At 57.2% G+C, this 18,449-nt stretch carries 16 protein-coding genes, 1 rRNA gene and 1 pseudogene; 7 read left to right on the plus strand and 11 right to left on the minus strand.

Going from position 1 to position 18,449, the window contains the following annotated elements:
* Nucleotides 1–92: 92 nt before the first annotated feature.
* Both rrf and ACESTR_RS13810 read left to right on the plus strand, forming a co-directional pair.
* Nucleotides 93–206, plus strand: a 5S ribosomal RNA gene (gene rrf / locus ACESTR_RS13805).
* A gap of 896 nt (nt 207–1,102) precedes the next feature.
* On the plus strand, nt 1,103–1,933 hold the full coding sequence (locus tag ACESTR_RS13810) for a DNA-formamidopyrimidine glycosylase family protein (protein WP_373179382.1): 831 nt from the start codon (nt 1,103–1,105) through the stop codon (nt 1,931–1,933).
* A gap of 180 nt (nt 1,934–2,113) precedes the next feature.
* On the opposite strand, the pseudogene ACESTR_RS13815 reads toward ACESTR_RS13810, so the two are convergent.
* The 5 genes and pseudogenes from ACESTR_RS13815 to dapF all read right to left on the minus strand — a co-directional run bounded on the left by ACESTR_RS13815 (nt 2,114) and on the right by dapF (nt 5,323).
* Nucleotides 2,114–2,967: pseudogene (locus ACESTR_RS13815) on the minus strand (M48 family metallopeptidase).
* 101 nt (nt 2,968–3,068) lie between these two features.
* Nucleotides 3,069–3,347: a zinc ribbon domain-containing protein gene (locus ACESTR_RS13825; RefSeq protein WP_278714073.1), complete on the minus strand. Its 279-nt coding sequence runs from the start codon at nt 3,345–3,347 to the stop codon at nt 3,069–3,071.
* Nucleotides 3,348–3,482: 135 nt separating this feature from the next.
* Nucleotides 3,483–4,292 carry an alpha/beta fold hydrolase gene (locus ACESTR_RS13830; protein WP_042493524.1) on the minus strand — a complete coding sequence of 270 codons (810 nt, stop codon included), beginning with the start codon at nt 4,290–4,292 and terminating at the stop codon, nt 3,483–3,485.
* Nucleotides 4,293–4,303: 11 nt separating this feature from the next.
* Nucleotides 4,304–4,495 carry a hypothetical protein gene (locus ACESTR_RS13835; protein ID WP_014775656.1) on the minus strand — a complete coding sequence of 64 codons (192 nt, stop codon included), beginning with the start codon at nt 4,493–4,495 and terminating at the stop codon, nt 4,304–4,306.
* A gap of 21 nt (nt 4,496–4,516) precedes the next feature.
* A complete protein-coding gene (gene dapF / locus ACESTR_RS13840; RefSeq protein ID WP_302576447.1) occupies nt 4,517–5,323 on the minus strand; it encodes a diaminopimelate epimerase in 807 nt (268 codons plus the stop codon).
* 137 nt (nt 5,324–5,460) lie between these two features.
* On the opposite strand from dapF, the gene ACESTR_RS13845 reads away from it, so the two are divergent.
* The gene (locus tag ACESTR_RS13845; RefSeq protein ID WP_009596451.1) at nt 5,461–6,207 is read left to right on the plus strand and encodes a nitroreductase family protein; all 747 of its coding nucleotides are present in this window, start codon (nt 5,461–5,463) and stop codon (nt 6,205–6,207) included.
* An 8-nt stretch (nt 6,208–6,215) separates the two neighbouring features.
* The gene (locus tag ACESTR_RS13850; RefSeq protein WP_302576445.1) at nt 6,216–8,591 is read left to right on the plus strand and encodes a BamA/TamA family outer membrane protein; all 2,376 of its coding nucleotides are present in this window, start codon (nt 6,216–6,218) and stop codon (nt 8,589–8,591) included.
* 189 nt (nt 8,592–8,780) lie between these two features.
* Here the strand turns inward: ACESTR_RS13850 and ACESTR_RS13855 are convergent, their stop codons facing one another.
* The 6 genes from ACESTR_RS13855 to ACESTR_RS13880 all read right to left on the minus strand — a co-directional run bounded on the left by ACESTR_RS13855 (nt 8,781) and on the right by ACESTR_RS13880 (nt 15,418).
* Nucleotides 8,781–9,689 (minus strand): helix-turn-helix domain-containing protein, encoded by a 909-nt coding sequence (locus tag ACESTR_RS13855; RefSeq protein ID WP_217729717.1) that lies wholly within the window; start codon nt 9,687–9,689, stop codon nt 8,781–8,783.
* Between the two features lie 183 nt (nt 9,690–9,872).
* Complete coding sequence (locus tag ACESTR_RS13860) at nt 9,873–10,427, minus strand: OmpH family outer membrane protein (protein WP_009596382.1); 555 nt, start codon at nt 10,425–10,427, stop codon at nt 9,873–9,875.
* Between the two features lie 30 nt (nt 10,428–10,457).
* Nucleotides 10,458–10,964 carry an OmpH family outer membrane protein gene (locus ACESTR_RS13865; RefSeq protein WP_009596385.1) on the minus strand — a complete coding sequence of 169 codons (507 nt, stop codon included), beginning with the start codon at nt 10,962–10,964 and terminating at the stop codon, nt 10,458–10,460.
* Between the two features lie 183 nt (nt 10,965–11,147).
* Nucleotides 11,148–13,721: an outer membrane protein assembly factor gene (locus ACESTR_RS13870; RefSeq protein ID WP_130063396.1), complete on the minus strand. Its 2,574-nt coding sequence runs from the start codon at nt 13,719–13,721 to the stop codon at nt 11,148–11,150.
* A 26-nt stretch (nt 13,722–13,747) separates the two neighbouring features.
* Nucleotides 13,748–14,461, minus strand: a complete 714-nt coding sequence (locus ACESTR_RS13875; protein ID WP_014775663.1) for an isoprenyl transferase — start codon at nt 14,459–14,461, stop codon at nt 13,748–13,750.
* Nucleotides 14,462–14,539: 78 nt separating this feature from the next.
* The gene (locus tag ACESTR_RS13880; protein ID WP_009596378.1) at nt 14,540–15,418 is read right to left on the minus strand and encodes an NAD(+)/NADH kinase; all 879 of its coding nucleotides are present in this window, start codon (nt 15,416–15,418) and stop codon (nt 14,540–14,542) included.
* 180 nt (nt 15,419–15,598) lie between these two features.
* Between ACESTR_RS13880 and ACESTR_RS13885 the strand changes: the two genes are divergently transcribed.
* From ACESTR_RS13885 to ACESTR_RS13895, 3 genes are read left to right on the plus strand one after another with little or no spacing between them, the layout of a single operon-like run.
* Nucleotides 15,599–16,312, plus strand: a complete 714-nt coding sequence (locus ACESTR_RS13885; protein WP_009596470.1) for a pyridoxine 5'-phosphate synthase — start codon at nt 15,599–15,601, stop codon at nt 16,310–16,312.
* Between the two features lie 27 nt (nt 16,313–16,339).
* Nucleotides 16,340–16,993: a GDSL-type esterase/lipase family protein gene (locus ACESTR_RS13890; RefSeq protein ID WP_014775665.1), complete on the plus strand. Its 654-nt coding sequence runs from the start codon at nt 16,340–16,342 to the stop codon at nt 16,991–16,993.
* A 4-nt stretch (nt 16,994–16,997) separates the two neighbouring features.
* Complete coding sequence (locus tag ACESTR_RS13895) at nt 16,998–18,407, plus strand: CCA tRNA nucleotidyltransferase (protein ID WP_014775666.1); 1,410 nt, start codon at nt 16,998–17,000, stop codon at nt 18,405–18,407.
* Nucleotides 18,408–18,449 lie beyond the last annotated feature (42 nt).

Consider the following 18,449-nt stretch of genomic DNA (forward strand, 5'->3'; position numbering starts at 1 on the left):
GAGTTTGAAGCAACGTTGGACTTCGTCCTTCGTTTTCTTCGCTCGACAAAGTGAATAAATTCTCTTTGTACTCGCTTGTCGAAAACGTTCTTTTAGGTGGTTATAGCAGTGAGGTCCCACCTCTTCCCATTCCGAACAGAGAAGTTAAGCTCACTTACGCCGATGGTACTGCGGTTTTCCCGTGGGAGAGTAGGTAGCCGCCTCTTCAAGGTCAGATCGAAAGGTCTGACCTTTTTTTGTACTTGTACTTTTGCTGTCAGCTCCTGAAAAACGATCGCTGACCCTTCGGGGCGGGACGAAGCCGCTGTTTTTTATTTCTTACATCTTTTGTGAAACCCGCAGTGGCTGCATGTCAACTCGTAGGTATTCTTGTGGACGGAGAGTAGGTGCAATGAAATGTGATGGCATTTGGAGCAGCGCAGTGTCGATAATAACAATTCATAGTGTCTGAACAGGGGGATATTCATGCTGCTTACAGCGATGCAGGACAAGCCGAACCAAGGGTCTTGGCAGGCAAATGCAAGGAGCAACCCGCCTGCCATTATCAGAGAAAGTAGGGCCAGTCCGGACAAGCGGATGATTCTGTTCTGCATGTGTTTCGAGAACCAGAGCGGCAGTGTGGCGCAAATACTGACTGAGGCAGGGACGAAACTGATGCAGATTAGCAGTAGATAGCTATTCATAATATCAGTCAGCCGGTCCCTCGGCGTATGTAAGTGGGATTGTAGCATAAAAAACGTGGGACAAAACTCGTATATCTGCTTTTCGAGGTCTTAGGAAACCATGTAGTACAAATATAGAATGAAGCCCACGTTGGAAACGTGAGCGTCAAACTTCATTCCTCGTACTACTTCAGAAAGTTCCTAAGTTTCGAAAAGCAAGGTATAAAGCTAACGCTTTTTATATGTGTGCCCTGTTATTTTTGAATGCGAGGGCGTAATAATCTGAATTGGAGATCTTCTGTTGTTAATTCATAGGCAGCTGTATTTAATATTCTTCTCCGCAAATATATATAAAAAATCGGAATTGCCGAAATGGAGGCCGATCGCCGGCATCGTATGGAAATTTGATTATCTTTGCTGCAACACCTGAAATTGAAAAAATGCTCGAAATTCCCGAATCTTACTCGTTTGCACGGCAAGCTGCCGATATGCTCTCCGGCCGCACCGTCACGGATGTATTCAATGCCACCCATCCCCACAAATTTACTTGGTACTTGGGTGATCCGGCCGATTACCGGGCACGACTCGTCGGTAAAACGGTTCGTGCCGCCGAAGGGCACGGAGCATTCATCGACCTGCTTCTGGACGATGAGGCGCATATCGCTCTTTCTGACGGCGTCAATCTGCGTTATCATGCGCCCGGAGCCGAGGTTCCGCCGAAATATCAGCTTCTGATCGCTTTCGACGACGATAGTTTTCTGGTTTTTACGGTCGCCATGTACGGCGGGATCATCGCATTCCGGAAGAATTTCGACAATCCGTATTATCTCGGCGCACTCTCGAAGCCCTCTCCGCTGGACGACGCTTTCGATGAAGCCTGTTTCGGCCGGCTTCTCTCCGATGCCAAGTCCAATTTGTCGGCAAAGGCGTTCTTGGCGACGGAACAGCGTATTCCCGGACTCGGAAACGGTGTTTTGCAGGATATCTTGTTCAAGTCGCATATTCACCCCAAGCGCAGGCTGGCGACGCTGGGTGATGCAGAACTGGGGCGGATGTATTCATCGGTGAAATCGACCCTGAGGGATATGGCGGATCGCGGCGGACGCGATACGGAGAAAGATTTGCTGGGCCAGTCCGGCGGCTACAAGACCCTGCTCTCTAAAAATACCTTTGCGGAGCCTTGTCCGGGCTGCGGCGGTGCGATTGTCAAGGAGGCTTATCTGGGCGGAGCCGTCTATTACTGTCCTGTCTGTCAGCCGCTGATAAAATAGCGGGATATGCAAAAAAGCCGCCCTAAAAGGGGCGGCTTTTCTGTTGTATAAGTGTGCCGATGCGAAGGCTGGCGTACTGCTGCGGCGGGTTTTATTCCGGACAGTCGGTTTTATTCCGAATATGGTCGTTGCCGGATTTCTCGGCCGTTGAACGCGGGAACTCCGCTGCGGCTTGACGGTCTACTGCTGTTGTGCGGCCGTGTAGGCATCGGCTTTCTCTTTCATGCGCGCAGCGCGTTTTTCGCTGTCAGGATGCGAAGAGAACATTTTCTGTACCGTCGAGGACTTCGCTCCCTTGGAAAGCTCGACCAGCTTGTTCAGCGAATTGCCCATGCCGTAGGGGCTGAAACCGTTCTTTACGGAGAATTCGAATCCGTATTCGTCGGCTGCGTATTCCTGCTTCTGCGAGAACTGGGCGCCGGTGAATGCCGTCACGACCTCGCCGAGCTGCGAGTCGCTCAACTTGGCCAGCGTGCTGCCCTCGGCGGCTCCTGCGGCATTGCGCGCCGCCGATGAGAGGTAGGCGTTTTTCATCGCGTGTTTTACGTCGGCATGTACCACATGGCCGATCTCATGGCCGATGATCGCCATCTGTTCGTCGTCGTCCATCAGGTCCATCAGGGCGCTGAATACGCGGATCGAACCGTCGCCGCAGGCGAAGGCGTTGACGTCCACGACATGGTAGACCTTGAAGTTGAGCGGCAGTCCGTTGATCTCGGTGATCCCCTCGGTCAGCCGCTTGAGACGTGCGCCGTATTCGGTCGTTTCGTCGGCGATGGGGTTGTTGGCATCCATCCATTCGACCGCTTCGCGGCTCAGCTGGGCAATGTCCTTGTCGCTCAATGTCACGGCTTTGGCCACGTCCTTTCCCGCTTCGAGCAGTTTTCCGGTGTTGAGTTTCCGGCCGCCGATCATATAGTTTTATATTCGGACCAAATGAACAGCTTTGTGCCTCTTTTCAGCTGGGCTGCGGCGTCGGCGGGCCACATGGCGCACAGAAGCAGGGCAAAGCCCATAAAGAAAAGTTTTTTCATTTCAAGTATGTTTTAATTAGCGTTTGTGGTTTTTTCGGGACAAATATAACGCAATTCTGCTGCGGATACAAAAACGGACCGGAATTTCCGGTCCGCTTTCGTTATTTGCTCCAGCGCTTGAGCGTCGGAAAATACTCCCGCATCAGCCTGACAGCCTCTTCACGGGTATAGCTTTTGCCGTTCTCGTCGCGGAATTCTTCGTGGAACTCGGCGCAGTGCCGGATCATCTCTTCCATCGTGCACGCTTCGGTAAAGGCGCCGTTTTTGTAGCAATAGACGCAGTAGTCCGCGCTCGCGCCGCCGTCGGCTTCCGTGCCGAAGTCGCCCGCCGTCTGCATCGGCATGCCGCAGCTCTGACAGAATTTCATCTCTTCGTTCATCGTTCAAAGGTTTTATGTCCTGCCGGAACCGATGAGACGCGGTTCAGAGAGGATCGGTTTAGTCTGTTCCGGGAATGGGATCGAATCGCGCCGGCTGAACCCCGGAGAAATTATCGCCCGAACAGTTTTTTCGCGCTATTCGATTTTTTCATCGTGGACGAAATCCAGTATCGCCTGAGCCGCCGCTTCCGGCTCTTCGAGGAATCCCATGTGTCCCGAATTTTCCAGCCATACGACCTGCGCCTGCGGGTGTTCCGCAACCATCTTTTCGGCTGCTTCGGGCGGTATGTAACCGTCTTTTCGACCGAGTATGAAAAGCTGCGGGACCTTCGACGTGCGCAGCATTTCGTTCTGGTCCCTGCGGGCGATCATGCCGCCCAGCAGGGCTACGATTCCCTCGTCTTCGGTGACGAAAACCTGCTCGGTAAGGTCTTCGATTTCGTCCCGCATGCGTGCGCGGTTCTCTTCGGCGAATCCTGCGGCGGGAGCTACCCGCGCCAGCATCTCTTTCTTCCCGGCCTCGACGAGCGCGATCTCCCGGCGGCGGTTCTCGGCCTTCTCCGGCGTGTCGGGATTGGGCGTGGAGCTGAGCAGCACCACGCCGTCGAGCATTTCGGGATGGCGTTCGCAGAAAGCCAGCGCCACGTATCCGCCCATCGAATGTCCTACGAGCGTGCAGCGTCCGATGCCGAGGGCTTTGAGCGCGTCGGCGACCGTGTCGGCCAGAAAATCCATCGTGTGGACCGCGCCCGTCACCACCGAAATGCCGTGGCCCGGCAGATCGAGCGTCACCACGCGCACCTCCTTATATAGATAAGGTACGAAATCCTCCCAGACGAGCAGCGATTCGAGATAGCCGTGCAGCAGCACGACGCATTTGTCTCCGGCCTGCGAGTCGCAGACGTGCAGGGCCGTGGAGCCGGCCATAATAAATTTTTCAGTCATGATTACAGGGGTTACTCCTCGTCCTGATCGTCGAGGTAGTCGAGTACGGATTCGCGCCGGGGCATGAGTTCTTCCTCCTCCTCTTCGTCGATCGAACGGTAGAGCGAATGGCGCTCCTTGCCGCTTTTGCGCATCGGTTCGAGACGTTTGGCTTTCCGAAGTTCGTCCGCTTCATGTTCGCGAATTCCCTTTTGTGTTTTCATGGATGGGAAAAGATGAGTGGTTTAGAAATTGTCGGTTTCGAATACCCCTTTGAAGACGCGCCGCGCAGGGCCCGTAAGCCGGATATCCGTATAGGTCTGCGTGCCGGGTTCATGCGAGAAGCCTACGTGCAGTTCGCCTCCGGGCACCGTGATTCGGTATTTGGTCGTTTCGTGCTGCAAAGCGTAATTGGTTATGATCGCCGCGGCGGTAGCTCCCGTGCCGCAGGCCAACGTTTCGTTTTCGACGCCCCGTTCGTAGGTCCGCATCCGGATTTCGCCCTCGCCTGCGATCTCTGCGAAATTGACGTTCGTCCCCTGCGGAAAACGCGCCGTGTCGTGACGGATCATCCGTCCCAGACCCTTTACGTCCACGCCGTCCAGCTCCTCCGTGAATTCCACATAGTGGGGAACGCCCGTATTGAGGAACCACCAGCCTTTGCCGCTGCGGATTTCCGATACATTTATCATGCCCAGCTCGATCTCGCCCGTCCGGTTCTTCGCGCGGCGTATGCGCGCGGTGTGCATGCCGTCCGTGGCGTCGAAATACTTGGTTTCTCCGCCGATGCCCAGATGCTCGGCGAAAAGCGCGAAACACCGTGCGCCGTTGCCGCACATTTCGCCCGGCGAACCGTCGGCGTTGTAGTAGCGCATCGAGCAGTCCATCTCGACGCTGCGCTGCAGGGTCATCAGCCCGTCGGCTCCGATGCCGAAGTGGCGGTCGCACAAGTCCGCGATCAGCCGTGCGTCGGCGCTGAACAGCTCTTCGCGGTCGTCGATGAGGATGAAATCGTTGCCTGCGCCCTCGTATTTTACGAATGATACCAGCATTCCGGATAGTGGTTATATCATCGCAAAAATAATAAAACTTCTAAAAGTTTTACTATTTTTGTGGAAAATAAGCGCATTCGCCCGGACCGGCGGACGCTTGTATTGTTTTTATACAGAACCGATAAAAGAAAAAATCCATGAAAAGTGTGCTTTTCAAGCATCGTTCGATACGTAAATTCTGTTCCACACCCGTTCCCGAAGAGCTGCTGCAGGAGATACTGGCAGCGGCTTCGCGGGCTTCGACCTGCGGCAACATGCAGCTCTATTCGCTGGTCGTGACGCGCGATGCGGCCCTGCGCGCGAAACTCGCCCCGTGCCATTTCAACCAGCCGATGGTGACGCAGGCGCCTTGCGTGGTGACGGTCTGCGCCGACGTGCACCGCTTCTCGATGTGGTGCGAGCAGCGCGACGCCGATCCCGCATACGACAACTTCGCATGGTTCCTGAACGCTTCGACGGACGCCCTGCTTGCGGCCCAGAACCTCTGCGTCGAGGCCGAAATGAACGGGCTGGGCATCTGTTACCTCGGTACGACGATCTATACGGCCGGGATGATCGCCGAGATACTCGAACTTCCGAAGGGGGTGATTCCCGTGACGACCATCGTGCTGGGCTATCCCGACGAATCGCCCGAACTGACCGACCGTCTGCCGCTGGAAGCCGTCGTGCATTACGAGAAATACACCGACTATACGGCCGCCGAGATCGACGAATTGTGGGCCGAGCGCGAAGAGTCGGAGCTGACCAAGCGTCTGCTGGAGGAGAACGGGCTGCCTAATCTGGCGCAGATTTTCACGCAGCGCCGTTATGTGCGTGAGGACAACCTCTCCATCTCGAATTCCTACTTCGCTCTGCTGAAAGAGAAGGGGTTCTTTAACAACTGATCGGGGGCGTGCGGGGCTTGAGTCGTATATTAGCTGTCGCCGTGCTGGGCTTTTTGTGCTCCGCGTGCAGCGTTACGCGCAAGATTCCCGAAGGGCAGTACCTGCTGCAGAAGGTGACGATCGAGTCCGACAAATCGACGCCCCGCAAGGAGCGCATCACGGCTGCCGACCTCGAAAAATACGTGCGCCAGACCCCCAACAAGCGTTTTCTGGGGACGAATTTCTATGTCTGGCTCTACGAGCAGGCCAATCCGGGCAAGCAGAACTGGTGGAACAACTGGAAACGCAAGATCGGGCAGGAACCCGTGCTGCTCGACATGAGCCTGACCGAGCGGAGCGCGCAGAACCTGAAGGTCTATATGGACACGCGCGGGTTCTTCTCTTCCCAAGCGACGTTCGAAGTCGATACCACCTCGCGCCGCAGGCGCGCCAAGGTCGTCTACCGCACCCGGCAGGGCGAGCCTTACCGCATCGACAGCATTTCGTACGATTTTCAGGACAAGTTCCTCGAACAGATCATCCTGCCCGACACCGCCAATACGCTGATCCGTCCGGGCCGGGTTTTCGACATCGCGGTGCTCGACCGCGAGCGGGAGCGCGTCACGGCTTTCCTCAAGGAGCGCGGCTATTACAACTTTACGGTCAACAACATCGACTATGTCGCCGACACGCTCGGCGGAAACCATCAGGTCGATGTGCAGGTCAATATCAAGCAGTATCTTACGGGTTACAACGAACGCGGACAGGCCGTGATGGACAACAATATGGTCTACCGCATCGACCGGATCAACGTCTTTCCGGCGTACGATCCGACCGTCGCGCGGACCGATTCGACCTTTCTTTCGCGGCTCGATACGCTCTATTACCGCGGTCTGAATATTATCTATGAGAAGCATCCGAACCTGCGTCCGGCCATTCTGCGTCAGTCGGTGCCGCTCTATCCCAACTACGTCTACAACTCGGCGCAAGTGAACCGCGCCTATACCGACCTGATGTCGCTCGGCTATTTCAAGAGCGCCAAGATCGCCTTCGTCGAGCAGCCCCGGAGCGTCGATGTCACCAATTACGTCTCCTTCATCGGCGCCTCGGCGGATTCCACGCAGACCCGCTTTACGAAGGAGGGCTATCTGGAGTGCAACATTTTGTGCACCCCGGCGCTCAAGCAGAGTTTCAAGGTCGATCTCGAAGGCAGTACGACGTCGAGTTTCTACGGACTGAAGGCTACCGTCGGTTACCAGAACCGCAACATCTTCCGGGGAGCGGAGGCGCTGGACGTTTCGTTTACGGCGGGATACGAGTTTATGAAGGCGCCCGACGCCAAGAAAAAGCGCGCCACGGAATTCGGCGTTACCACCGGACTCACCTTCCCGCGTTTTCTGGTGCCGTGGCGTACGCGGCGGTTCCGTTCGGTGAACCAGCCGAAGACCAAGGTGGAGCTTTCGGTCAATTTTCAGGACCGCCCCTATTATCGGCGTACGCTTTCGAGTGCGGGAATCACCTACCAGTGGACCAACAACCGTTACTCTTCGTTCTCGCTGCGGCCCGTCGATATCAACGTCGTCGATGTGAATCGGCTGGACTCGACCTTCCTCGGCAAGACGACGAATAAATACCTGAAAAACAGTTTCCGCACCCAGTTTATCGGCGGCCTTTCGTTTGGCTACAGCTATAACAACCAGCGTAAGAATCTGGGCGGCAACGCCACCAATATCCGCTTCAATCTGGAGACGGCGGGCAACCTGATCGACGCGGTGGACCGGCTGTTCTATGCGCGGCCGAAGGAGGGCGAGCCTGCCAAAATCTTCGGCATCGAATATTCGCAGTATTTCCGTACGGACCTGAGTGTCAGCCGCAAGATAATGCTTGGCGAGGTGTCGGCTCTCGTGGGGCGTCTCTACGGCGGCGTGGCGATGGCCTACGGCAACTCGTCGGCCGTGCCCTTCGACCGGCAGTTCTATGCCGGCGGCAGCAACGGCATGCGCGGCTGGACGCCCCGCACGCTCGGTCAGGGGTCGGTGCCCAATCCGCACGACTCTTTCCCGATACAGACGGGCGATGTCAAGCTGGAGGCCAACCTCGAACTGCGCTTTCCGATCTGGGGTATGGTGCACGGCGCGACTTTCTTCGATCTGGGCAATATCTGGTATATCCGGCGGAATCCTTCGGAGTACTCCGACGACGCCGTCTTCTTTTTCGACAAGTTTTATAAGCAGCTGGGATTCAACACCGGACTGGGTCTGCGTTTCGACATCAAGTTCGCCGTGCTCCGGCTCGACTGGGGCGTGCAGCTCCACAATCCCAACAATCCGGCGGGCGAACGGTGGATTCACAACCTGCGCTGGAAGAATACCGCGCTCAACTTCGGCGTCGGATATCCCTTCTGACGAGGCTTCGCGACGACAAACCCCGGCGCAGTGCTGCGGCCGGGGTTTCGTATGCAGGAGGGTGTGCATACTGCCGGATATGCGCTGTCAGACATGCTCTGTCAGACATGCTCTGTCGGATATGCTCTGTCGGATATGCACTGCCGGATATGCCTCTCCTCGACATGCCCCGCCGGATGCTGGCCCTTGTCAGTTCTGCGCCTTGTACTGCGAGGGCGACATGCCCGTGTTGCGCTTGAAGTAGCTGCCGAAGAACGACTGGTTCGGGAAGTTCAGGTAGTAGGCGATCTCCTGTATGCTCATCGTCGAGTATTTGAGCAGGGTTTTGGCCTCCAGAATCACATAGTTGTCGATCCACTCCGAAACCGACTGTCCGCTGATGCGCTTGATGAGCGTGGTGAGGTATTTGGGCGTGATGCAGAGCTGGCGGGCGTAGAATCCGACGCTGCGCTCTTCGCGGAAGTGTTCGCCCAGCAGGTGGGTGAATTGCTTGAAATACTCTTCGGCACGGTTGTGCGAATTGTTCTGCTCTTCGGGATGCTCCGCGAGGTAGTGGTACATGATATCCCCGACCTTGTAAATCGTTGCGGCGATCAGTCCGCTGACGATGTCGAACGAGAAATGGGTCTCCGGCCCGCGGGTTTCGCGTTCGATCTGGGCGATCATGCCGCGCATGGAGCGGCTCTCTTCGGGCGTCAGCGTCAGTGCGGGGTTTTCGACGAATTTGAGGAACAGCGGCATCATGTTTTTGATGTCGATGTTGATGCGGCGCATGAAGTCGGGCGATATGGCGATGACGTCGGCCTTGAAATACTGCTGCGAATTTACCTGCAGGATATTTTTCGGGGTGAAGATGAACATCGAATCCTTCTTCAGCCGGAATTCATGCAGGTTGAACGATACGGAGGTCTCCCCTTCGGTGCCGACTCCGATTATGAAGGCGTCGATGCGGCACGGGAACCGGAAGACCTGCATCTGGGAGTCGCTGCTGGCCGTAATGCATTCGCGCATCAGGCCCTGACGTTGTTCGCCGGCCAAGTCTATAAGTTCGGCCAGCGTAAATGAGTTGATCGGTGTTTGGCTCTCTGTATTGTTCATTTCGTCTTTGGTTTTTGGATGAAATATAGCGATAAAAACTCATATTCAGTTCATATAGTTTTATATTCGGACCAAATGAACAGCTTTGTGCCTCTTTTGATCGCCGCTTGCGGCAGGGGCATGAAAAAGGCGCCGGAATCGCCGGCGCCTTTTTCATGTTCCATCGGGAAATCCCGGAGTGACTTATTTCGAAGCAGCGGGTGCGGCCGCAGCGGCGGGAGCATCCGTAATGCCGAGTTCTTTCTTCACTGCGGGGGCGATGTCGGTGAGGGAAGCCTCGTCGAAATAGGCGAGCGAACCCGTCGAAGTGTCGAATACTGCCAGATAGCCGCCTGCGGCAGCCACTTTGTCGATCGCGTTCTTGGCCTTCTCGATAATCGGGGCCAGCAGCTCGTTCTGACGCTTCTGGAAGTCCTGCTGGGCTGCCTGCTCGAACTCGTTGCGGCGCTGAATCAGGGCGTTGAGATCGTTCTCCTTGAGCTGGCGTACCGATTCCGAAAGAGTGTTGAAATTCTTCTGGAACTCCTGCAGTTTCTGGTTGTATTCGACGGTCATGGACTCCAGATTGTCCTGAAGATCCTTGGCATAAGCCTCCATGTTGGTCTGCATCTCCTTCGTTTCGGGCATCCCCACGATGATCTCCTGCGTGTTGATGCGTCCGAATTTCTGTTGTGCGAAGAGCGATGTCGCGCCCATCACGAATACAACCGCAAGGGTTAGTTTGATTGCTTTTTTCATAAAAGATTATTAGTTAATTGTTTGATGTTTCTACTTCTTCAGTATGTCGATCAACTGCTGCGTGCGCTCCACACTGGGATTCGTATAGAGCAGCGTGGGATTGTTCGCCGAGTCGAGCACCACGTCGGCGCCGGCCTGCTTGGCGTAGGCTTCGATGGCCGCGAAGACCTTCTTCTGGATCGGCTCGATCATTTCGATCCGCTTTTTCATCAGCGCGCCGTCGTTGCCGAAGAGGCTCTCCTGAAAGGTCTGCGCCTCTTTTTCGCGGGCGAGAATGGCGTTTTCGCGGGTCTGGCGGGTTGTCGCCGAGAGCGAAGCCTTCTGATTCATATAGGCGTTGTAAAGCGCTTCCACTTCAGCGAATTTGGCGTCCACCTGTTCCTGATATTGCTTGGCGAGTTCGTCCAGATCGGAGATCGCCTTGTTGTAGGCCGCGACGGATTTGAAAACCTTTTCGCTGTTGACGATTATGTAATTCTGCGCTGCCAGCGTGCCGGCCGTGAGAATGAATGCCGCGATTAAAATCAGACGTTTCATAATCTTATGTTTTTAAGTTAATATTCAGCCGGTTTCCCGGAACCATACCATAAATATAACTATTTTCTTTCAAATTTATTGCCAGCCTCTCTTTTTTTGCAAACGCCTCCGCCGGAATTCCGGGTCCCCCTTTTCAAAGGGAGATTCGAATACGTGGGGATTGTCCGCGGAATCGTGCGCCGGTTAGAACTGCTGGCCCATTACGAAGTGGAACTGGCTTCCGCTCTTGCCGCTCTGACCTGCCGGCGAGTCGAAGCCGTAACCCCAGTCGATACCCAGCATACCCACCACGGGCAGGTAGAGACGTACGCCGAAACCGGCCGAACGCTTGATCTTGAAGGGCGAGAACTTCTTCCACGAATCGAATGCGTTACCGCCTTCGAGGAATCCCAGCACATAGATCTGCGACGAAGGTTTCAGGATGACGGGGTAGCGGATCTCGGCGGTGTATTTGTTGTATGCCACCGAATAGTCGTTCGTGGGATCGAGGGCGCCGTCTTCGTAACCGCGCATCGAGATGATGTCGATACCGTAGATGTTGTATCCCGACATGCCGTCGCCGCCGACTTCGAAGCGTTCGAAAGGCGAAACCTTATATTTGTTGTAGTTGCCGAGGTAACCCATTTCGGCCTTGAGCATCAGCACGAGATTCGAGTTCTTGGTCAGCGCTTGGAACCACTGCGCCTTGAACTGCCACTTGTGGAATTCGACCCAGCGGTAACGTTCCTGATTGGCTTTGTCCGCCACCTTGCTGTCCGTGCTGTTGGCAAGCTCCGCCAGCTTCTTGTAGTCTTTGCCGTCCCAGAGCGAGTAGGGGGGCGTGAACTGCACCGATGCGCTGAACTCCGAACCGCGGCGCGGATAGATCGGCTGGTCCACCGAGTTGCGTGCGAAGACGAATTTGAGCGAGAGCAGGTTGGCGGCGCCGTTGGTCATGCCGAACGTATTCCAGTTTTTGAGCGAGAAGCGTTCGTAGCTCGCCTCGCCGTAAAGCGTGAAGTAGGGGTCGGGCCAGTTGAGACGCTTGCCCAGACCTGCCGCCAGACCGTACGTGCGGAAGTATTGCGTACTCTTCTGCCATACGTAATAGGCGTTGTTCTGCTCGGAGAAGTGGGCCGATATGGTGAACGAATTGGGCTTCTTGCCGCCCAGCCACGGGTCGGTGAAACTCAGGGCGAACGCCTTGTAGTAGGTGCCGTTGGTCTGCGCCGACAGCGACAGCCGCTGGTTCTGGCCCATCGGGTAGGGGCGCCATGCGCCCTTCTTGAAGAAGTTCTTGATCGAAAGGTTGTTGAGCGTGATGCCCACCGATCCGACGAACGTTCCCGAACCCCAGCCGCCGGCGATGTTGAACTGGTCGGAAGCCTGCTCTTCGAGCGGCCAGTTGACGTTCACCAGCTCGTTCGAAACGGGTTTGATGTCGGGCATGATCGCTTCGGGGTTGAAGTGGCCCAGCGAGCCGAGCGTGCGGATAGTCTGCATGAGCAGCGAGCGGTCGTAAAGCTCGCCCGGACGGGTGTAAAGCTCGCGGCGTATCACCTCGTCGTCCACGCGCTGGTTGCCCGTGATGCCGACTTCGTTGATGGTGAACTGCTTGCCTTCGAATACCTTGACCTCGATGTCGATCGAGTCGGCGCCGATGATGGTTTCGGCGGGTTCGATCTGCGACATCAGGTAGCCCTTGTTCTGGTAGAGCGACGATACGGACATTGCTTCGGGATCGGTCTCCTTGCCGATGCCCAGACGCTTGTGCATCGACTTCTTGTCGTACGTGTCGCCCTTGTTGACGCCGAACATGCGCTGCAGGTCGTCGGTTTCGTACACCGAGTTGCCGACCCACGACACGTTGCGGATGTAGTATTTGTTGCCTTCCGAAATGTCGAGGTCGATGGCCAGCCGCTTGTCGCTGATCGGATAGATCGAGTCGCTGACGATCGTGGCGTTGCGGTAGCCTTTCGAGTTGTAGAAGTCGATCAGCAGGTCCTTGTCGTTCTCGTAGTCGCTCTCGTTGAGTTTGGTGCCGCGGAAGAAGTTGATGCTCTTCTGGTGCGTCTTCTTGAAGGTCCGGCGCAGGCGCTTGTCCTTGAACTGCTCGTTGCCCGTGAAGTTGATCTTGCCGATCTTGACTTTGTGTTTGCGGTCGATCAGGAAGGTTACGTTGACCATCTGCGGGCGCAGCGTGTCGTTGGTGATGCGCGTCGAGACCTCCGTGTTGCGGAAGCCCTTCTCGGACCAGTAGGCCTTGATGAGTTTCTGGTTCTTGTCGATGACGTAATCCGAAAGCTCGCTGCCGCGTTTGAGCTTGAGCTTTTCGAGCAGGTCTTTCTTCTTGCCCTTCGAGATGCCTTCGAAGTCCCAGTTGTTGACGCGCGGCCGCTCTTTGAGGAACACCTCCAGATCGAGGCTGTCGCCCTCGATCTCGGCTCCGATCTTCACGTCCGAGAAAAACCGCTGGCTCCACAGACGCGAGATGGCGTTTGCGATGAAGTTGCTCGGCAGGTAAATCGAATCGCCGGGGATCAGCCCGGCCGAAGACTTGAGAATGTCGGGGTTGAGGTACTGCACGCCGTGAATGTTGACGTCGCGGATGTAGTAGAGTTTCTGCGCGCCGTCCTGCCGCAATATGGGTGCGTCTTCCGGGAATGCGGGCTTGGCCGAAGCCGCGGTGTCAGCAGGATTCTGCTCTTGGGCGAATATATTCGTGCAGCACAGCACGAGGGCAGCGGCTGCCGTGAATATCTTACCGAAATAATTCATCTATTTAAATCTAATCTTAACTTCATCTATTTTACCAGCCCGAAACGGCGGTCGCGCCGGGCGTATTCCTCCATTGCACGGTCGAACTCCTCCTCGGTGAAATCGGGCCACAGCACCTCCGGGAAGTAGAGTTCGGCGTAGGACGCCTGCCAGAGCAGGAAGTTGCTGAGCCGGTGTTCGCCGCTCGTGCGGACGATCAGGTCCGGGTTGGGGTAGGGTGCCGTGTCGAGCGCCGCGCTGATCGTGCCTTCCGAAATCTCCTCCGGCGCCAGCTCTCCCGATGCGGCCCGTGCGGCGATTTGGCGTACGGCGCGGGTGATCTCGCTGCGTGAGGAGTAGTTGAGCGCCAGTATCAGCGTCAGGGTCTTGCCCCCGGCGGTCCGCTGCTCGGCTTCGGCCAGATAACGCTGCACCTTTTCCGAAAAACGCGTGCGGTCGCCGATCATCCGGATCTCCACCCCCTGACGGATCAGTTCGGGCGTTTCGTTGACCACGCTTTTGCAGAAAAGTTCCATCAGCGCATCGACCTCCTGCGCGGGACGTCCCCAGTTTTCGGTCGAGAACGCATAGAGCGTCAGGTACTTCACACCCCAGCGCGCGGCGGCGCGCAGCGACGCCCGTACGGGTTCGACGCCGGCGACATGGCCTTCGTAACGCTCTTTGCCGCGCAACTCGGCCCAGCGGCCGTTGCCGTCCATGATGATGGCGACGTGTTGCGGTATGCGATTCTGCTCGCTCATATTAGGGCACAAATATAGGGAATAAAAATGAAAAATACCTATTAAATGAACAACTTTACACCGTTTTTGTGCAGGGCATTAACTGCGGATGTCGATGCCCCACATCATTTTATTCCGTAACGTGTCGTAAAATGATATATTGTGCGGTACGGCCAAAAAAATCTTCTGTTCGGCGCGTTTGACGGTGAATGTCGCCTCCTGCCCGACGGCATAGACGCGGTTGTCCAGAGTGACGAATGCGTCCGAGCGGCGCGTGTGTACGTGAAGCGTGATGACGGCGGTGTCGGGAATGACCACGGGGCGCATCGTCAGGTTGTGCGGCGCCAGCGGCGAGATCACCAGACAGGCGCACGTCGGAGCTACGACCGGGCCGCCCGCGCTGAGCGAGTAGGCCGTCGAGCCGGTCGGCGTCGAGAAGATGACGCCGTCGCCGTGGTAGGTGGCGACCATCTGGTCGTCCACGTAAGTTTCGACCGAGATCATGCCTGCGCCGTGGCGCTGAACGGTGAATTCGTTGAGCGCCAGTGTGGTGTCGGGCTGCTCGGCGTAGTCGCCCGTGACTTCGATCATCGAGCGGGCCTCGGTGGTGAGACGCCCCTCCGCGATCTCCTTGAAGATCAGGTTCAGGCCGGCGGACGGGGCGCTGGTCAGGAAGCCCAGATGCCCGGCGTTGATGCCCATGACGGGAATCGGCGCGCCGCAGAGACGGTGCACGCCTTCGAGCAGCGTGCCGTCGCCGCCGTAGCAGACCATCACCGAATTGGCAGGCTGTTTGCCCGTGCATTGTCCGTAGATCTTTTCCGGCGGAATGCGGATGCCCGTAAGCTCTTCGGCCAGAGGCGCGAACTCCTCGTTGACGGCGTAGTCGAACCCGAAAATGCGGAAGGCTTCGAACAGCTGGCAGATCTCCCCGGCGGTGTGAGGCAGCTGGCGGCGGGAAAAAAGTATGATTTTCATCGGCGGAGTTTCGAAAAAATAAGTAACTTTACCACGCCAAGACGATACAGGAAGCCGGTTCGTGCCTCGTCCGGATCGCCCGGCGCAACTTGGTTCAACATCGGGGACGGCGCAGTCCGCATTCCGGCTTCATCCGGCAGCGGCCGCAGGCGGCTCCCGAATGCAAATATAGCGAATTTTATGACAAAGTTGAGTGTAAACATCAATAAGATTGCCGTGGTGCGCAATTCGCGCGGCGGAAATCTTCCCGACGTGGTCCGTGCGGCCCTCGATATCGAGCGTTTCGGCGCGGAAGGCATCACGGTCCATCCGCGTCCCGACGCCCGCCACATCCGCTACGACGACGTGCGGAACCTGAAACGGGTCCTCGCCACCGAATTCAATATCGAGGGCAATCCGATTCCGAGCTTCGTCGATCTGGTGCTGGAGGTCGTGCCGACGCAGGTGACCCTCGTGCCCGACGCCCATGACGCCATTACGTCGAATGCCGGGTGGGACACGCTTGCCAACCGCGGATTCCTGACCGAAGTCACGGCGCGGTTCCATGAGAAAGGCATCCGGGTCTCGGTTTTCGTCGATCCCGATCCGGCGATGGTCGCCGGGGCGAAGGCCTGCGGCGCCGACCGGGTGGAGCTTTATACCGAGGCCTACGCCCGCGAATACCCCGCCGGCGCCGAAGCCGCGCTGGCGCCCTATCTCGCGGCGGCCGAGGAGGCCCGCCGTCAGGGACTCGGCCTGAATGCCGGACACGACCTCAATCTCGAAAACCTGCGCTTTTTCGTCAGCCGCATCCCGTGGACCGACGAAGTCTCGATCGGCCACGCGCTGATCTGCGACGCGCTCTATTACGGGCTGGAAAACACGGTCCAGCTTTACAAACGCGAACTCCGATAAATAGAAAATGATAAAAAGAAGCCGACCATGAAAAAAATCGTTCTCCTTGCCGCGGCGCTTCTCCTTGCTGCCGCATCGTTCGCCCAGAGCGAATACAACTACCAGAAACGCAGTCTTTTCGAGCAGTTGCCGATTCGCGGCAACGACATCGTTTTCCTCGGCAACAGCATCACCGACGGCGGCGAGTGGGCCGAGTTGTTCAACAACCGCCATGTCAAGAACCGCGGCATCAGCGCCGACCGTTCCGGCTGGCTGCTCGACCGGCTCGATCCGATCATCAACGGCCATCCCAAAAAGCTGTTCCTGATGATCGGCACCAACGATCTGGCTGTCGGTATCGCGCCCGAAGAGGTCGCCGCCAATGTCGAAAAACTGCTCGACCGTTTCGCCGAGGAGTCGCCGTGGACGAAGATCTACGTGCAGAGCATCCTTCCCGTAAACGGCGTGGATACGAAGGCCAAGCCGAAGAACCACTGGAAGAAGGGCGCCGAGATCATCGAGACCAACAAGCTGCTCGAAACGCTTTGCGAAGGGCGCAAGAACGTGATGTATGTCGACGTCTATTCCGCGCTGGTCGATGAGAAGGGCATGCTCGACAAGCAGTACACCAACGACGGCCTGCACCTGATGGGCGAGGGCTATCTGGCGTGGAAGACGGTGATCGAAAAATTCGTGAGGTAGCCGCGTGCCGCTGACGAATCCCATATTCCGGCGAATCTCGCGTCTGGCCGAGGAGCAGGGCGTGAGGGCTTTCGTCGTAGGCGGTTACGTGCGCGACCATTTCCTGCGCCGCCCCTCGACCGACATCGACGTGGTGGTCGTGGGCAGCGGTATCGCGCTGGCCGAAGCGCTGGGCAGCGAACTGCACGCCAAGGTCTCGGTATTCAAGACCTTCGGCACGGCCATGCTCCGCCACAAGGGCGTCGAGGTCGAGTTCGTGGGCGCCCGCCGTGAGTCCTATACGCAGGATTCGCGCAAACCGCAGGTCGAGGCGGGCACGCTCGAAGACGACCAGCGCCGCCGCGACTTCACGATCAACGCCATGGCGTGGTCGCTCAACGCCGGTTCGTTCGGCGAGCTGGTCGACCCGTTCGACGGCATGGACGACCTCGAAGAGTGCGTCATCCGCACGCCGTGCGATCCCGACGTTACCTTCTCGGACGACCCGCTGCGCATGATGCGGGCCGTGCGCTTCGCGTCGCAGTTGGGGTTCACGATCGAAGGCGAGACCTTCGACGCCATCCGCCGCAATGCGCACCGCATCCGGATCGTGTCGCGCGAACGCATCGCTGCGGAACTTAACAAGATCGTCCTTTCGCCCGTACCCTCGATGGGCTTCGAACTGCTGGAGCTGACGGGGCTTCTGGAGCTGATTTTCCCGGAGATGCACAACCTCAAGGGCGTCGAGAAGCGGGGCGCGCATGCCCATAAGGACAATTTTATCCATACGCTCAAGGTGCTGGACAACGTCGCCCGCCGCAGCGGCGATCTGTGGCTGCGCTGGGCCGCCGTGCTGCACGACATCGCCAAGCCGCTGACGAAGGCTTACGATCCCAAGGTCGGCTGGACGTTCCACGGCCACGAGGTCCTCGGCTCGAAGATGGTGCCGGCGATCTTCCGGCAGTTGAAGCTGCCGCTCAACGAGCATATGAAATTCGTGCAGAAGCTGGTTTTCCTCCACCTGCGGCCGATCATCCTCTCCGAAGATCTGGTCACGGACTCGGCCGTGCGGCGTCTGCTGTTCGAGGCGGGCGACGACGTGGAGCAGCTGATGATCCTGTGCGAAGCCGACATCACTTCGGGCATCGACGCCAAGGTCAAACGCTATCTGGCCAATTTCGAGCTGGTGCGCCGCAAGATGAAGGATTTGGAGGAGCGCGACCGCATCCGCAACTTCCAGCCGCCGATCACGGGCGAGATCATCATGCAGACCTACGGCATCGGTCCCTGCCGTGCCATCGGCGACATCAAGGAGGTGATCAAGAACGCCATTCTCGACGGCGAAATTCCCAACGATTACGACGCGGCCTACGCCCTGATGGAGCGGCTGGCGGCGGAGAAGGGATTGACCAAAGCCGCGGTTCAGAACCTCTGAAAACGGTCTTGTCCGTTCAGGGCGTATTTGTAAATCAAAAGG

It is taken from the genome of Alistipes sp. DJF_B185 (genome assembly GCF_964250025.1).
In the GTDB taxonomy this organism is placed as follows: domain Bacteria; phylum Bacteroidota; class Bacteroidia; order Bacteroidales; family Rikenellaceae; genus Alistipes; species Alistipes finegoldii.

What these genes read in the sequence shown, in the direction of transcription:
- ACESTR_RS13810 (WP_373179382.1), top strand. Translation starts at nt 1,103, where the DNA reads ATGCTCGAAATTCCCGAATCTTACTCGTTTGCACGGCAAGCTGCCGAT.
- ACESTR_RS13825 (WP_278714073.1), bottom strand. Translation starts at nt 3,347, where the DNA reads ATGAACGAAGAGATGAAATTCTGTCAGAGCTGCGGCATGCCGATGCAG.
- ACESTR_RS13830 (WP_042493524.1), bottom strand. Translation starts at nt 4,292, where the DNA reads ATGACTGAAAAATTTATTATGGCCGGCTCCACGGCCCTGCACGTCTGC.
- ACESTR_RS13835 (WP_014775656.1), bottom strand. Translation starts at nt 4,495, where the DNA reads ATGAAAACACAAAAGGGAATTCGCGAACATGAAGCGGACGAACTTCGG.
- dapF (WP_302576447.1), bottom strand. Translation starts at nt 5,323, where the DNA reads ATGCTGGTATCATTCGTAAAATACGAGGGCGCAGGCAACGATTTCATC.
- ACESTR_RS13845 (WP_009596451.1), top strand. Translation starts at nt 5,461, where the DNA reads ATGAAAAGTGTGCTTTTCAAGCATCGTTCGATACGTAAATTCTGTTCC.
- ACESTR_RS13855 (WP_217729717.1), bottom strand. Translation starts at nt 9,689, where the DNA reads ATGAACAATACAGAGAGCCAAACACCGATCAACTCATTTACGCTGGCC.
- ACESTR_RS13860 (WP_009596382.1), bottom strand. Translation starts at nt 10,427, where the DNA reads ATGAAAAAAGCAATCAAACTAACCCTTGCGGTTGTATTCGTGATGGGC.
- ACESTR_RS13865 (WP_009596385.1), bottom strand. Translation starts at nt 10,964, where the DNA reads ATGAAACGTCTGATTTTAATCGCGGCATTCATTCTCACGGCCGGCACG.
- ACESTR_RS13870 (WP_130063396.1), bottom strand. Translation starts at nt 13,721, where the DNA reads ATGAATTATTTCGGTAAGATATTCACGGCAGCCGCTGCCCTCGTGCTG.
- ACESTR_RS13875 (WP_014775663.1), bottom strand. Translation starts at nt 14,461, where the DNA reads ATGAGCGAGCAGAATCGCATACCGCAACACGTCGCCATCATCATGGAC.
- ACESTR_RS13880 (WP_009596378.1), bottom strand. Translation starts at nt 15,418, where the DNA reads ATGAAAATCATACTTTTTTCCCGCCGCCAGCTGCCTCACACCGCCGGG.
- ACESTR_RS13885 (WP_009596470.1), top strand. Translation starts at nt 15,599, where the DNA reads ATGACAAAGTTGAGTGTAAACATCAATAAGATTGCCGTGGTGCGCAAT.
- ACESTR_RS13890 (WP_014775665.1), top strand. Translation starts at nt 16,340, where the DNA reads ATGAAAAAAATCGTTCTCCTTGCCGCGGCGCTTCTCCTTGCTGCCGCA.